Annotated in this window: 14 protein-coding genes; 11 read left to right on the top strand and 3 right to left on the bottom strand. The window is 58.4% G+C overall.

Features of this window, described 5'->3' with window-relative positions:
• The first annotated feature begins 272 nt into the window (after nucleotides 1-272).
• The 7 genes from DCH402_RS03255 to DCH402_RS03225 all read left to right on the top strand — a co-directional run bounded on the left by DCH402_RS03255 (nucleotide 273) and on the right by DCH402_RS03225 (nucleotide 6,724).
• Nucleotides 273-1,580, top strand: a complete 1,308-nt coding sequence (locus tag DCH402_RS03255; RefSeq protein ID WP_040003333.1) for an ABC transporter substrate-binding protein — start codon at nucleotides 273-275, stop codon at nucleotides 1,578-1,580.
• 20 nt (nucleotides 1,581-1,600) lie between these two features.
• A complete protein-coding gene (locus DCH402_RS03250; protein ID WP_039999663.1) occupies nucleotides 1,601-2,149 on the top strand; it encodes a glucosamine kinase in 549 nt (182 codons plus the stop codon).
• Nucleotides 2,146-3,057, top strand: a complete 912-nt coding sequence (locus tag DCH402_RS03245; protein WP_039999661.1) for a glucosamine kinase nucleotide-binding domain-containing protein — start codon at nucleotides 2,146-2,148, stop codon at nucleotides 3,055-3,057. The genes DCH402_RS03250 and DCH402_RS03245 overlap by 4 nt, the downstream gene beginning before the upstream one ends.
• Nucleotides 3,058-3,400: 343 nt before the next feature.
• Nucleotides 3,401-4,120, top strand: a complete 720-nt coding sequence (locus DCH402_RS03240; RefSeq protein ID WP_039999659.1) for a metal ABC transporter ATP-binding protein — start codon at nucleotides 3,401-3,403, stop codon at nucleotides 4,118-4,120.
• Entirely contained in the window at nucleotides 4,117-4,971 is an 855-nt protein-coding gene (locus DCH402_RS03235; protein WP_039999658.1) for a metal ABC transporter permease, read from the top strand. The genes DCH402_RS03240 and DCH402_RS03235 overlap by 4 nt, the downstream gene beginning before the upstream one ends.
• Before the next feature lie 41 nt (nucleotides 4,972-5,012).
• Complete coding sequence (locus DCH402_RS03230; protein WP_039999657.1) at nucleotides 5,013-5,891, top strand: metal ABC transporter substrate-binding protein; 879 nt, start codon at nucleotides 5,013-5,015, stop codon at nucleotides 5,889-5,891.
• 266 nt (nucleotides 5,892-6,157) lie between these two features.
• Nucleotides 6,158-6,724 (top strand): LOG family protein, encoded by a 567-nt coding sequence (locus DCH402_RS03225; RefSeq protein WP_039999656.1) that lies wholly within the window; start codon nucleotides 6,158-6,160, stop codon nucleotides 6,722-6,724.
• Between the two features lie 147 nt (nucleotides 6,725-6,871).
• Here the strand turns inward: DCH402_RS03225 and DCH402_RS03220 are convergent, their stop codons facing one another.
• From DCH402_RS03220 to dtnK, 3 genes are read right to left on the bottom strand one after another with little or no spacing between them, the layout of a single operon-like run.
• Nucleotides 6,872-7,690, bottom strand: coding sequence for a DeoR/GlpR family DNA-binding transcription regulator (locus DCH402_RS03220; RefSeq protein WP_039999655.1), 819 nt, complete (start codon nucleotides 7,688-7,690; stop codon nucleotides 6,872-6,874).
• 35 nt (nucleotides 7,691-7,725) lie between these two features.
• Nucleotides 7,726-8,706 (bottom strand): D-threonate 4-phosphate dehydrogenase, encoded by a 981-nt coding sequence (locus DCH402_RS03215; RefSeq protein ID WP_012768412.1) that lies wholly within the window; start codon nucleotides 8,704-8,706, stop codon nucleotides 7,726-7,728.
• On the bottom strand, nucleotides 8,699-9,988 hold the full coding sequence (gene dtnK, locus DCH402_RS03210; RefSeq protein ID WP_039999654.1) for a D-threonate kinase: 1,290 nt from the start codon (nucleotides 9,986-9,988) through the stop codon (nucleotides 8,699-8,701). The genes DCH402_RS03215 and dtnK overlap by 8 nt, the downstream gene beginning before the upstream one ends.
• Before the next feature lie 216 nt (nucleotides 9,989-10,204).
• Here dtnK and DCH402_RS03205 point away from each other — a divergent pair, with 216 nt between their 5' ends.
• The 4 genes from DCH402_RS03205 to DCH402_RS03190 all read left to right on the top strand — a co-directional run bounded on the left by DCH402_RS03205 (nucleotide 10,205) and on the right by DCH402_RS03190 (nucleotide 14,997).
• Entirely contained in the window at nucleotides 10,205-11,341 is a 1,137-nt protein-coding gene (locus tag DCH402_RS03205) for an iron-containing alcohol dehydrogenase (RefSeq protein ID WP_039999652.1), read from the top strand.
• Nucleotides 11,342-11,471: 130 nt separating this feature from the next.
• Nucleotides 11,472-12,356, top strand: a complete 885-nt coding sequence (locus DCH402_RS03200; protein WP_039999650.1) for a dihydrodipicolinate synthase family protein — start codon at nucleotides 11,472-11,474, stop codon at nucleotides 12,354-12,356.
• A 37-nt stretch (nucleotides 12,357-12,393) separates the two neighbouring features.
• Entirely contained in the window at nucleotides 12,394-13,812 is a 1,419-nt protein-coding gene (locus DCH402_RS03195; protein ID WP_039999648.1) for a sodium:solute symporter family protein, read from the top strand.
• A 6-nt stretch (nucleotides 13,813-13,818) separates the two neighbouring features.
• Complete coding sequence (locus tag DCH402_RS03190) at nucleotides 13,819-14,997, top strand: sialidase family protein (RefSeq protein WP_039999646.1); 1,179 nt, start codon at nucleotides 13,819-13,821, stop codon at nucleotides 14,995-14,997.
• Nucleotides 14,998-15,121 lie beyond the last annotated feature (124 nt).

Below are 15,121 nucleotides of genomic sequence, written 5' to 3'. Positions count from 1 at the left end.
ATGAGTCGCCAAATGGGCCATTCATGCAAATTTGCATTAACACCCAAAATAATTCGAGTTGCAGGAAGGCGGCAAGAGAGAGAATCCCGATGAGCTTACTCAGGTAAGTGATTCGGGTGAACGAACGCAGCCAACACACCTGCAACTTGAAGTATGACGGGTATATACATCAGGGACTGTCGGATATATCCGGGGTCATCAGTCAATAATGCCAACGCGCCTGCAACCTGACCCATGCCGGGTCAGCTATTTATAATGGGTGGGAGAGAATGATGAATCGCTATCAGCACGCACTGTTGTTTTCCTTCATGACGCTGGGCGCCGTTGCCAGCAGCAATGCCATCGCCGAAAAAACACAGATTACGTTTTTATATAGCGACGATGACCCGGAACTGGTCCATTTCATGGAACAGAAGGTGAAGACGTTTTCACAAAACAACGATCACATCGACGTGAATTTCGTCAGCACCGGCTATAACGCACTGCAAACACAATTGCCGATGCAACTGGCCGCCGGTCTCGGGCCGGATATCGCCAAAACCACCCAGATGGGCCTGCTCTCCTACACGCTTGACCTGCGCCCGTATCTGGCCGACCCGGCCGGTTTTGAAAAACGCTACGGTGCCGGCATTGAAAAAATCATGCGCATCAAAGGGGTACACAAGGATAACGCGCTGCCCGGCTTCGTCGCTTCCTGGACGGCCGACCTGCCGTTCGTTAACGTCACGCTGTTCCAGCAGGCCGGCGTGCCGCTGCCGCAACCGGGTTACACCCTGGAACAATTGATGCAGGCGTCAAAACAGGTGGCGGCCAAAACCGGCGTCGCCATTCCCTTTACCATCGATCGTAGCGGCTTTCGTTTCTCCGGTCCGGCTTATTCTTACGGCACGCGCTACGAAAAAGACGGTCTGATCAACTTCCCGGATGCCGCCGCGCAGGCGTGGATCAAGGATTTGAAACGTTGGTCGGACGAGGGCATTTTCCCGCGTGAAATGTGGGGCGCCGCCGGCGGCGGCCAGTACAAGAGCATGGCGGATGACTTCGTGAACGGCAACATCGTCACCTACTTCTCCGGCAACTGGCAGTTGAACCAGTTCAGCAAGCAAATCGGCAACGGTTTCGACTGGAAAATGCTGCCGGCTCCCTGCAAGGAAAAATGTATTTCGATGGGCGGCGCCACCTTTATCATGCCGTTTAAGACCAGCAAACACCCGAAAGAAGTAGCGGAGTTTATGGAATGGCTGGGCAGCGACGCCATCCAGCGTGAAATCGGCGAGCACTTCAACATTATTGTCGGCGCCGATATTCCCGATCTGCACTATCAGACCAAGGATCAACACGTGATCGACGGGTTGAACACCGCCCGTGCCGAGATCGCCAACATCCCGGCTTACGTATTCGACTGGGAAAAAATGGAAAGTCTGGGCGGCAACGAGCTGTACCCGATTATCCTGACCCGTTTCACCCAATATCTGAACAATCAGGTGTCCTACGACGAGTATCTGCGCCTGACGGAAAACGACGTGAAACGCCTGAACCAGACCATCGCCGCCAACCGGCAGCAGCAGAAAGCCCAGTAACGGACCAGTAACGGAGAAGTATGAAACACCCGTTGATTCAGTTGCCGATTGATGGCGATGTCCCGTTTGACTGGCAGAGGGAAAGCACCCTCTGCCTGCAACGGTGGCCGAATGAAGACCGTTTTCTGGTTGTCACCGGCACCTTCACCCGGTTGCTGTGCTGGCGGCAGGGACGGCTGCAACACTACGGCGGCAGCCTGTTTCCGGTAGGCGACCCGGCCAGCCAGGCACGTCTGGGGTTATGGGGCGTACAGGCGATGTTGCAGGCGGTAGAGGGCATGACGCCGATGACGCCGCTGGCCGGCACCTTGTTTACCCGTTTCAATAACCATATCGAACAGGTCGTCGAGTGGTCAAAACAGGCCAAAGGCGACGATTACGCCGCACGGGCAAACGATATTCTCGCGCAGCCGGATGACCCGCTGGCAGTACCGTTACTGCAACGCTGCGCCCGCGAGCTGGCGGCGCTGTTGCGCCTGCCGGAGGTTCAACCGCCGGAGCTGGTCTGCTTTAGCGGCGCGCTGGCGGCGGCCTGTCTGCCTTATTTTACCCTGGAGGCACGCCCATGACCGCCGCACCTTATGCCGGAGAAAGGCCTTATACCGATGAAAGGCTTTACGCCGGTGTCGATGGCGGCGGCACCGGCTGTCGGGCGCGCATCTATCGGGCTGACGGCACGCCGCTCGGTCAGGGCGTGGGCGGGCGCGCCAATCTGTTGCTGGGGGTAGAAACGGTGCGTCAGGCGGTGGATGACGCACTGGTGCAGGCCCTGAAGCACAGCGGATTGCATGAGCAGGACCGTACGCGCCTGCATGTCGGGCTGGCGCTGGCCGGCGCCGAACACCGCAGCGCTTATCAGGCATTTCTGGCCCTGCCGTCGTCTGATGCCGTACAGGTATTAAATACCGATGCGTTGGGCGCCTGTCTGGCGGTCAATCAGGGTGACGATGCCGGGGTGGTGATCGCCGGCACCGGTTCTTGCGGGCTGGCCTGGCACCAACGCACCATCACCGCCTACGGCGGCCATGAATTTCCGATTTCCGATCAAGGCAGCGGGGCGCGCCTCGGGCTCGCCGCCCTGCAATACCTGTGGGGCGTCAGGCAAGGTTGGGCCATGCCGTCGGCATTAAGTCAGCAACAGGCATTACCGTTTGATAACGACGCGGACGCCGCAGTCTGGCTGGATCAAGCCAGGCCGGGCGACTACGCCCGCTTTGCGCGGCCGGTGTTTGACTGCGCCCGTCAGGGCGATGCACTGGCGACCAGCCTGTTACAGCAGACCGCGTACGAAATTGAAGGGCTGCTGGCCGCGGTGGCGACGCAGTCACCGCCCCGGATGGCGTTGATGGGCAGCATCGGTCTGAACATCCGCCCCTGGCTGGCCGAACGCTGGCAACAACGGCTGTCGCCGCCCGATGGCGATGCGCTGGACGGCGCGCGGCTGATCGCCGTGCACGGCTACGCGCTCTACGCCTGATGCCTCGCTCCTGACCTTCACTTCCCCTGCGCCACCCAGGGGCGAGCGGCTACATGCCTCGCGCCCCTGTACGCCAACACCACTCAAATCAAACCAGAATAACGACGATGACATCATGCGGTCGTGCTCTCCCGGCAAGTTAGACACCTCATTCCCCTGATGTGTCAGACACATTTTTTTACTTCTCCCGCCTCCTCATCAAAATTGTTATGTTATAACATTTAAATAAATGGGAGGACGATGTGACCAGTCTTTACGCTTTTTCCGCTGTGGCCCGGCTGGGTATCGCCGGTGTTGTGCTGGCGCTGTTATGGGGTTTGATTCATTGGGCGGTAGCGCTGGCATGATTGCACCATACACGATCACACTGCATACACTGATGTTTGGTTACCCAGGCCAGCCCCCGCTGGGCACGCTGGACGGATGCTTTGACAGCGGTTCGCTAACCGCGATTATCGGCGCTAACGGCACCGGCAAGTCTACCCTGCTCAAAACGCTGGCGGGTCTGCTGCCACCGCTCGGCGGTCATTTCTGTATGGCGCCGCAGGCACGCCGTCAACTGGGCTACCTGCCGCAACTGACCGAGTTCGATCGTCAGTTTCCGCTCAGCGTCAACGATCTGGTGCTGATGGGCTGCGCCCCGCATTGCGGTATGTTCGGCCGTATCTCCGATGCGTGGCGAAAACACGCCCTCGAGGCGTTGGATACCGTCGGTATGGCGGCATTCGCACAGGCACACATCGGCACGCTCTCCGGCGGCCAGTTGCAACGCGTACTGTTTGCCCGGCTGCTGGTGATGCAGTCGCCGGTTATCCTGCTGGATGAGCCTTTTACCGGTATCGATGCCCAGACCACCCGTACATTGCTGACGGTTGTCCGGCAGTTGCATCAGGAAGGACGCACTATTCTGGCGGTGCTGCACGACCTGGAACAGGTGGAAACCCACTTCCCCCGCGTACTGATGCTCCGCCCGGAAGGCCATCGCTGGGGCGACAGCCACGAGGTGCTGCCCTCCTCATCGTCTTCCACGGCTACCCCGCCGCAACTGAGGCTGGTGCCATGACGTTGATACACCTGTTGACCGAACCGTTCGGCGATTTCGGTTTTATGCGTCGGGCGCTGGTGGGCTGTCTGGCTCTCACCCTGAGCGCCGCGCCGCTCGGCTGTTTTTTGCTGCTGCGCCGCATGAGCCTGATCGGCGATGCGCTGTCTCACGCGGTATTGCCCGGCGTAGCGGCCGGCTACCTGATTTCCGGCATGTCGCTGGTGGCGATGGGCGTGGGCGGCTTTATCGCCGGGCTGGCGGTGGCGATGCTATCCGGCGTGGTCAGCCGCCACACCGAACTGAAGGAAGACGCCAGTTTCGCCGGGTTCTATCTCGGCTCGCTGGCGCTGGGGGTAACGCTGGTGTCGCTGCGCGGTTCCAGCGTCGATCTGCTGCACGTGCTGTTCGGCTCTATTCTGGCGATCGACGCCGATGCACTGATCACCATCGGCCTCATCAGTTCCTGCTCGGTGCTGGTGCTGGCGTTGATCTACCGGGCGCTGGTGATCGAATCGTTCGACGTCACCTTTCTGAAGATCCTGTCGCGCCGATCACGAGCGCTGATCCACGGCCTGTTTTTATCGCTGGTGGTGCTGAATCTGGTGGCGGGCTTCCAGTTGCTCGGCACGCTGATGGCGGTCGGCATGATGATGTTGCCCGCCGCCTGTGCCCGCTTCTGGAGCCAGCGCCTGCCGGTCATGCTGTTGACCGCGGTGGGTATCGGCGCCTGCGCCAGTCTGGTGGGGCTGACCTGGTCGTATTACGCCGACTTGCCCGCCGGCCCGGCGGTGATCCTCACCACCACGCTGTTGTTCTGTTTTTCGGTACTGTTTGGTTCCAATGGCGGCATGTTGCGTACGCGCCGCTGACACCGGATGGTTGTGCATGGCAAAGAGACAAAGAGGAAAAAATGAAACGTTCTGTTTTGGTTATGACGCTGTCCAGCCTGCTGCTAAGCCCGCTGGCGATGGCAAAAGATCTGAATGTGGTGGCCAGTTTTTCGGTGCTGGGCGACATGGTCAGCCATATCGGCGGCCAGCACGTCCACGTGACCGACCTGGTGCAACCGAACGGCGACCCGCATGAATTCGAACCGTCGCCGAAAGACAGCAAAACCCTGTCGCAGGCCGACGTGGTGTTCGTCAACGGGCTGGGGCTGGAAGGCTGGCTGGACCGGCTGGTGAAAGCCTCCGGTTACAAAGGCGAGGTGATCACCGCCGCCAAAGGCATCAAAACGCTGAAAATGGAAGAAGACGGCAAAACGGTGACCGACCCGCACGCCTGGAACAGCATGAAAAACGGCATCACCTACGCCAACAATATCGTCGATGCGCTGGTCAAAGCAGACCCCGAGCACGCCGACGATTACCGCAAACAGGGCGACAGCTATATCCAGCAGCTACAACAACTGGATGAGTATGCTACCCAGACGTTTTCCGCCATGCCTAAAGAAAAACGCAAAGTGCTGACCAGCCATGACGCATTCGGCTATTTCGCCGCTGCCTACGGCGTGCATTTCCTGTCGCCGGTCGGTTATTCCACCGAGTCGGAGGCCAGCAGTAAAACCGTGGCTAAACTGATCAAGCAGATCAAGAAAGAACAGGTGAAGCTGTACTTTATTGAGAACCAGACCGACCCGCGCCTGGTGAAACAGATTGCTGACGCCAGCGGCGCGCAACCGGGCGGCGAGCTTTACCCGGAAGCCCTGACCGACGGCAACGGCCCGGCCGCCACCTACACGGCCGCGTTCAAACATAATGTCGATACCCTTGCCGCCGGCATGAAGTAAGCGAGTAAGTCGTCATCAGGTTGCCCGGTATCGCCGGGCAACCCGGAACGTGCCCCTTGCCGCCGCACCACGCCAGCACCTCACTCACTATCTGCTTATCCAATCTGCTTATCCAATCTGATTATCGTCCGATAGCCCCTCATACCGGTTTCGATTATGCTGATAGCGCGATAACGCTCCGGTTCATCGTGCGAAGGCCTACCACACTCGCTCCCGCCGTCATCTGACAGACAGCATCGATAAACTCAGGTCACAGAAGGAATACTATGTTGAAGTTCGGCGTATTTTGCGGTTCAGCTCCCGGTAACAACGCGATTTATCAGCAACAGACGCAATCTCTCATCCGCTATCTGGTCAGCCAAAACGCCGGTCTTGTCTACGGCGGCGGTAAAGTGGGCCTGATGGGACTGGTGGCGGATACGGCACTGGCTTGCGGCGGTCAGGTAACCGGGGTTATCCCTCAGCATCTGGTGAATAAAGAACTGGCACACCCGGCGCTGACCGAGCTGGTGATCACCGAAGACATGCACGAACGTAAAGCGAAAATGGCAGAACTGGCGGATGTGTTCATCGCGTTACCGGGCGGCGCCGGTACGCTGGAAGAGATCATCGAGCAATGGACCTGGGCGCAACTGGGGCTGCACCATAAAGCCTGCATCCTGTACAACGTCAACGGCTACTACGACGGCTTTATCGAATTCGTGGCACGCACCGTTCGAGACGGGTTCATGAAACAGGATTACCTCGACATGCTGATCGTCTCCGACAATCCTGAAACGGTGTTGGACAAAGCCTTGTCTTACCAACCGCCGAAAGCCAAGTGGGATAAATAAGCGGCGCGCGGGCTGAGAAGCCTCCGCCTATGCTCGTCATACTTCGTTAGCCAAACGCGCCGGTTCCCTCAAAAAGAGCCGGGAAAACCGCAGAACAATCACCACCTCCCGAGGAGGTGGTTTAAAGCTGACAAGAAAAGCCGCTGTTCAGCGGCTTGCTACATTGACCAGTTGCAGATTGAACGGCTGCGCCCGTAACTGGCGCTCTACGTCTGGCGGCAATGCGCTGTCGGTAATGATATCGGTCAGTTCAGACAACGGCGAGACGCAAAACAGCGAGTAAGCGCCGTATTTGCTGCTATCGGCCAGCAACACCCGGCGACTGGCGTTCATGCCCAGATCCTGCTTGATGCCGGCTTTTTCTTCGGTAGGCGTGGTGATGCCTTTTTCCAGACTCCAGGAGTTACAGCTGATAAACGCGATATCCGGATAGACGCTACGCAGCAAACGGCGACCGTGCTCGCCGATGCAAGACTGGCTACTGTCGTCGATACGTCCGCCGATGATCGTCACTTCAATCTGCTTAAACTCGGAGAGAAACAGCGCAATCTGCAAATCGGCGGTGATCACCCGCAACGGCAGATGCGTCAGGTTACGCGCCAGCTCCAGCATGGTGGTGCCGGCATCCAGCACCACCGCGTTGCCCGGCTGCACCAGTGTGGCGGCCTGCCGGGCGATAGCCTGTTTTTCCGCCAGGCTACGCTGCAGCTTTTCATTGGTGGTCGGCTGGGAAGGGATAAAGCGGTTGAGCGTCACCCCGCCGTGGCTACGGCTGATGACGCCCTGCTCATCAAGCTTGATCAAATCGCGGCGAATCGTCGCCGGAGACGCATCAATGACCGTCACAAGTTCATCCACCGTCACCAGATTATGGCTTTTCAGATAATCCAGAATCTGATCCAGACGGCTTTGTCCTTTCACTCGTTCTCCATTTACACGCAACGTATCAGTCAATGTGTACCCCACGACATATTCAACGGATTCTCGACTCCACGATTCTATCAGGCCAGTTGCATCGCCAGTTTGATGGAGATCGCCATGCTGTCAGACTTCGCTTTACCTGTCCAGGCGATATCAAACGCGGTGCCGTGGTCCGCGGAGGTGCGGATAAACGGCAACCCGGCAGTGATATTCACGCCATCATAAAAGCCCAGCAGCTTAAGCGGAATATGCCCCTGATCGTGGTACATCGCCACCACCATGTCGTATTGCCCCTCATACGCCTGCAGGTAGACGGTATCCGGCGGGCACGGGCCGTACGCGTCGATGCCTTTGGCTTTCATCGCCTCGATGGACGGGCCGACAATCTTAATTTCTTCATCACCGAACAAGCCGTTTTCGCCTGCGTGCGGGTTGACCCCGGCTACCGCAATGCGCGGCGCCTGATAACCCACGCGTTTCAGGAACGTATCCGCCATCGCTATTACGGTTTCCACCCGCTCGCGGTTCAGCGTATCCAGGAATTTGCGCAGCGCAATATGGGTAGTAACGTGAATCACTTTCAGTTTGTCGGTGTACAGCACCATCGCGTAGTCACGGCTGTTGGTCAGTTTCGCCAGCAGCTCGGTGTGCCCCGGATAAAGATGCCCGGCGGAGTGCAGCGCTTCCTTGTTGAGCGGTGCGGTGGCAATGGCATGTACCTCACCGGCCATCGCCAGCTCGGTCGCACGTTTTACGCAACGATACGCCAGATCGCCGGCCTGTGGCTGCACCACCCCTTGCTTCAGGCCCTGCGGGTCGTCCAGCGGTTCGTTGATCACGTTAATGACGCCGGGCGCGAAACGTGCATCGGCAGGACGTTCGATTTCATTGAGCTCCACCTGCGGCACAACGCCTAACGCCAGAATACGGCGCAGCGTCTGTACGCAGCCCACCACCACCGCCGGCGCGCCGGACAGATCACCTTCGGCCAGTGATTTGATGATGATCTCCGGACCGATGCCCGCCGGGTCGCCCATGGTTACCGCAATAATTTTACTCACACACGCTCTCCTCAATAAAACGCAATACATTCAGCAGGGTGGCTTCATCGCCAAACCCGCCCGCTTTCGTCATTACCGGAATATCGCCCACCAGACTGTCCAGCAAACGTCCCCAGGGGACGCAGGAAGCAATCTGTCCTTTGATGCGGAATCCGCTGGCCCGTAGCGCGGTCGCCGCTGCAATGGCGATATCCCCACCGGATAAATAGAGCCCGCCCGGTCGTTGCCGCTGCACAATACGCCGCGTCAATTCCCCCAGACGACGGCTGATGGTCTCGCCCAGTTGCTGGCGACTCATGCCGTAGCGCTGACACAGACTGTCTACCTCAAACCGCTGATTATCGTCGCGGCAGGTTCGAATCACGCAGTGACGCCCCGCCGCCAGCACCGCCGCCGCCTGCCGACCGGTCTGCGCCAGCATCCCTTCGTCGGCCGTCAATAACCCGGCGATATCCAAATCGATCAGCTCGACATCAGGCCGCTGGCTGACCGCCTTAATCTGCAATTGAGCGATTTCGCTCATCGAACCAATCACCGCCAGCAAAGCACGGCACGGTGTCGGAAACGCCAGCGACTGCGCCAGCGCCTCGCTCAACCCGGCCGACCCGACCAGCAACGGCTTTTCTGCCAACCGGGCGGCGGCGGCAACAATCCGCTCGAGATCCTGCTGACACTCCGCATCCAGCACCACCAGCCGGACTCCGCTATCGCTGAGTTGTTGCAGCCGCGCGGCCAGAAAGTCGGCGCGCACCTCGTGCAGAGAGAGCGTCGCCTGAGCCAGCGCCGTCTGTTCCGCCAGCCGCTCACCGATAGATGCCGAACGCACCGGCGTTTTCGGGTCGCTGGCGAACTCGGTATCCGTCAGTAATACGCCATGCACCCATACCTGACCATCGCGGGTAATGCGGCCCAACGCCGGGGCGGCAGGGGCAATCAATGCCAGCGATAAATCGGCGGCGTTCAATACCGCTTCAATTTCTGCACCTGGGTTACCACGCAAGGTGGAATCCACTTTTTTAACGATCCAGCCGCGGGCGCCGGTTTTACGCCACAGTGCCACCGCCTGCGCGGTGCGCTCCGCCGCCAGCGACGCCGTAACAGCACGGCTATCGGTATTGACCACCAACGCGTCATCCGCCTGCCCGGTATGGATCGCCGTGGCGTCAAACATCACATTCACCCGCGCCCCTTGCAGCGCCAGCCCGACGCCTGCATCGTTCGCGCCGGTAAAGTCATCCGCCACCACCATGATGCGGGTGAGGTCACGCCCGTCGTCCGGCATAGCCGTTCTCCAATCAGTTCGATTACCTGAAAATGATTATATTGAATCACGTTTGATTATATGTGAGCAACATCAAATTATTCAAAACCAATTTAACCTATAAATTAGCCCACAGAATGCGAGAAAAACGATTTTTTTCCGTCACAAAATGGAGATGTGATTGAAAAAAATCACATCTATCCAGCTGAAGTCACAGCAAAAAGACAAGGTATCAGTATGAATATCAACAGCACCCTCATCAGCGGTTATCAGGCACTTCAGGATCTGAGCTACCTCCTGCGCGGCAGGCAGCACGTACTGTTGGTGACGGACAGGAATATCGTGGGATTGGCCGGAGTACAGGCGTTGATCGCACAACTGAAGGCCGGCGTGCCGCAATTTTCCCTGATTGATAACGTGCCGGCCGAACCCAGCCAGCATGATGTAGCCGCCGTGCTGCAGCAGTTGCCCGCCACACAGCCGGACCTGATCGTCGGCGTGGGCGGCGGCAGCGTACTGGACGTCGCCAAACTGCTGTCGCTGCTGTGCGCCGGCGAGGAAGGCATCACGCTCGATAGCCTGCTGGAAGGTCGCAAACCGACGCGCCGCACCACCTCCCTGCTGATCCCGACCACCGCCGGCACCGGCTCCGAAGCCACGCCGAACGCCATTCTGGCGATTCCGGAGAAAGAAACCAAAGTCGGGATTATCACCCCGGTGATGCTGCCGGATTACGTCGCACTGGTGCCGGAACTGACCACCAGTATGCCGGCGCACATCGCCGCGTCGACCGGCATTGACGCCCTGTGCCATCTGATCGAATGCTTCACCGCCACCATCGCCAACCCGGTGGCCGACAACTATGCGCTGATCGGCATGAAAAAGCTGTTCGCCAATATCGAAACCGCGGTGAACGAGCCGGACAATCTGGAAGCCCGCCTGAATATGCTGTGGGCCTCTTACTATGGCGGCGCCGCTATCGCCCATTCCGGCACCCATCTGGTACATGCCATGTCTTACCCGTTGGGCGGCAAATACCACATTCCACACGGGGTGGCGAATGCCATTCTGCTGGCGCCGTGCATGCGCTTTGTGCAGCACGCCGCAGCAGAAAAATTCGCGCAAGCCTATGACCTGCTGCCGGACGCCGACCTGTCGCTCTCTACCGAACAGAAAGCCGCGGCGCTGGTGGATTACTTCACCGCGCTGGTGAAACGACTAAACCTGCCGTCTTCGCTGCAACAGTTGGGGATAAGCCCGGATCACCTGCCGTATCTGGTGGAATCCGCCTTGCAGGTACAACGGCTGATGAAGAACGTCCCGACCGCCGTGACGGCGCAAGACGTTCACGCCATTTATTCCACACTGTTTTAACTGTTTGTTTTAAAAGCGTTTGTTTTAAAAGCGCTTGTTTTAAAAGCGATTGTTTTAAAAGCATTTGCTTTAACAGTATTTGCTTTAACAACGTCGCTCTGGATGATGAAAATACCGAGGAACAATAACGATGACTAGACCGATTACAGGCGTACTGACGGCAATCGTCACGCCTTTTGACCATCAGGGGGAATTTAGCCCCACCGCCATGCGCCAACAGGTTCAACGCCAGATGCGTTACGGCAACGGCATTTTCTGTAACGGCACCAACGGTGAATTCTTTGTGTTGCACACCGATGAAAAAGTCGCCGTTACCGAAACCTGTGTGGATGAAGTCGCCGGCAAGGTGCCGGTCGTCGCGCACATCGGCGAAATCTCCACCCGAGAAACCATCAAGCTCGGCAAACGCATCGCCGCGCTGGGCGTGGATGCCGTCTCCGTGATCACCCCTTACTTCGTGCCGCTCAAACAAAGCGAACTGATCGACCACTACCGTGCCGTGGCGGACGCACTGCCGGTGCCGGTATTCATGTACAACATCCCGGCGCGCACCGGCAACACCCTGCAACCGGAAACGGTGCGGATGCTGGCGGAGCACCCGAACATCATCGGCATCAAGGACAGCGCCGGCAGCTATGAAAGCCTGAGCGGCTTCCTGCAGGCGGTGAAAGATATGCCGAACTGCGACGTGCTCAACGGCCCGGACTCACTGATTCATCAGGGGTTTGTCGATGGGTGCTCCGCCTGTATTTCCGGTCTCGCCAACGTAGCGCCACAAGCCATCAGCCAGATTTGGCACCGTTTCCACGCCGGCGACATCGAAGGCTCCCGTCAGGCGCAAGAGCAAGTGAGCGAACTGCGTAAGACGCTGTACGCGGTGGCGTTCTCGCCTGCCGTGGTGAAAAAGGCGCTGGTATTGATGGGGCAGGACGTCGGGGTCAGCCGCTACCCGATTGCGTTCTCAGCACAAGACGAAGAAACCATTCGCACCATTATCAAACCGTTCTCGCAGTGAATGAACACTTACCCTTACTCTTACAGGATCGAAAACCATGAACCATTTTGATCTGACAGACACACTGATCATCGTCGGGATGATTGTGTTCTATATTGCCTTGACTTCCTGGCTGACGCTCAAGTTACGCAGTAACTCCAGCTCGGAGTTCATGGAAGGCTCACGCTCGCTGCCGGCCTTTATCGTCGGCATCCTGCTGATGACTGAATTTATCGGCGCAAAATCTACGGTAGGTACGGCGCAAGCCGCCTTCGAAAGCGGCATCGCGGCCTCCTGGTCGGTGATCGGCGCCGCCATCGGCTTCCTGTTGTTCGGCATGATCCTCGTTAAGAAGATCTATAACACCGGCCAGGTCACCATTTCCGCGGCCATTGCCGAGCGTTACGGCACCTCCACCAAAAACATTATTTCGATCATCATGATCTACGCCCTGCTGTTGGTGAACGTGGGTAACTACGTCAGCGGCGCGGCGGCGATCGCCACCGTATTGAAGATCTCCCTGCCGGTCGCCGCGCTGATCACCGCGATCGTCAGTACCTTCTACTTCTACTTCGGCGGGTTGAAAGGTGTTGCCTACGTCACCCTGATCCACAGCGGCCTGAAATACATCGGGGTGATGATCATCCTGTACGTGGCACTGAAAATGACCGGCGGCATCACGCCGATGGTCGAGAAGATGCCGGAATACTACTGGACCTGGGACGGTGCGATCGGCGCCGGCACCATTTTCGCCTGGCTGATTGGCACCATCGGTTCCATCTTCTGTACTCAGTTCGTTATCCAGGCTATCTCGGCCACCAAAGACGCGGCTTCGGCCAAACGCGCCACCTGGATCGCCTTCTTCTTCTGTATGCCAATCGCACTGGCGATTGCGGTGATCGGCGTCGCCGCCAAGTTCGTGCACCCGGAAATCAAGAGCCTGTATGCGATGCCCGTCTTCCTGCAGGATATGAATCCGTGGCTGGCAGGTCTGGTAACCACCTCACTGGTCGCGTCCATCTTCATCAGCGTGAGTACCGTAGCGCTGGCGATCGCTTCCCTGATCGTGAAAGATTTCTACGTACCGTACTACAAGCCGACACCGGAAAAAGAGATGAAGATGACGCGCGTATTCTCGCTGATCATCGGATTCCTGCCGCTGATTTTCGTACTGCTGGTGCCGGAAGTGCTAAAACTGTCGTTCTTCACCCGCGCGATTCGTCTGTCCATCTCGGTGGTGGCGATGATCGCCTTCTACATGCCATTCTTTAACAGTGCCCGCGGCGCGAACGCCAGCCTGATTTCCGCCTGCGTCGCGACCTCAGTCTGGTATGTGCTCGGCAACCCGTACGGCATCGACAACATGTATGTCGCTCTGGCTACCCCGGCTATCGTGATGTGTCTGGATCGCCTGATCCCGAACAAGAACGCCGGAAAGCAAGAAAAGAAAATATCCGCCTCTCAAACAGGAGCCTAATCCGTCATGACGACTGAAGAAACCATTACTATTGAACGTGACGGCCTGGTCCGCCCGGCAGACGCCGATAACCAGCGTATTGACGCCTACATCCCGTCCGAATGCCCGCAGAACCATGCCGCTAACCTGCTGCATCTGCCCAACGGCGATGTGCTGTGCGTCTGGTTCGGCGGCACCCAGGAAGGGGTGTCGGACATCTCGATTTATCTGTCGCGACTGGTGAAAGGCAGCGGGCAATGGACGCCCGCGGTTAAACTCTCCGACGACCCGACCCGTTCCGAGCAGAACCCGGTGTTGTTCCTGGCACCGGACGGCGTACTGTGGTTGCTGTATACCGCGCAGAAATCCGGCAATCAGGACACCGCCATCGTGCGTTACCGCCAGTCGCTGGATCAGGGCTACACCTGGGGCGAAATCGGCGTACTGCTGGAGCAGCCCGGCACCTTTATCCGCCAGCCGATTACCGTGCTGCCCAACGGCGACTGGCTGCTGCCGGTGTTCTACTGCCGCATCCAGCCGGGTGAAAAATGGGTGGGCAACGATGATATCAGCGCGGTGAAGATCTCCAGCGATCAGGGAAAAACCTGGCGTGAATCAGTGGTGCCGAACAGCACCGGCTGCGTGCACATGAACATCACCCTGCTCAAAGACGGCACCCTGTTGGCGCTGTTCCGCAGCCGCTGGGCCGATTTCATCTACCGCAGCCACTCCACCGACGGCGGCGAAAGCTGGTCCGAACCGGAGGCGACGGAACTGCCGAACAACAACTCGTCCATTCAGGTGACCACGCTGGACAACGGCCATCTGGCGCTGGTGTTCAACGCCATGAACGCCGACGGCGCCACCGAGCGTCGCCTGTCGTTGTATGACGAAATCGAGGACGAAGAAGAAACCGACGCCAAAATGCCGGATATCTCGTCCGGACGCAGCGCCTTCTGGGGCGCGCCGCGTGCGCCGATGACGCTGGCGATTTCCGAAGACGGCGGAAAAAGCTGGCCGTGGCAGCGCAATCTGGAAGTGGGCGACGGTTACTGCATGACCAACAACTCGACCGACAAACGCAACCGCGAGTTCTCCTACCCCAGTATCAAGCAGGGGCCGGACGGCAAGCTGCACATCGCCTTTACCTACTTCCGCCAGGCGATTAAGTACGTCTGCGTCAGCGAAGAGTGGGTCAAAGGCTAATAGCGCTACCCGCACCTCCCCGTTTCCGGGGAGGTAATCAGTGGCTACCCACACCTCGCCCGGCCCGCTGCCGGCAAGATAGCGCGGGTAGCCGCACTGTTCATTCCCGTTCAGGGAGACTCTC

The sequence above is a fragment of the Dickeya chrysanthemi NCPPB 402 genome (genome assembly GCF_000406105.1).
In the GTDB taxonomy this organism is placed as follows: Bacteria; Pseudomonadota; Gammaproteobacteria; order Enterobacterales; family Enterobacteriaceae; genus Dickeya; species Dickeya chrysanthemi.
Note: the sequence above shows the minus strand (reverse complement) of the source record. Positions and strands in the feature narration are given on the sequence as shown.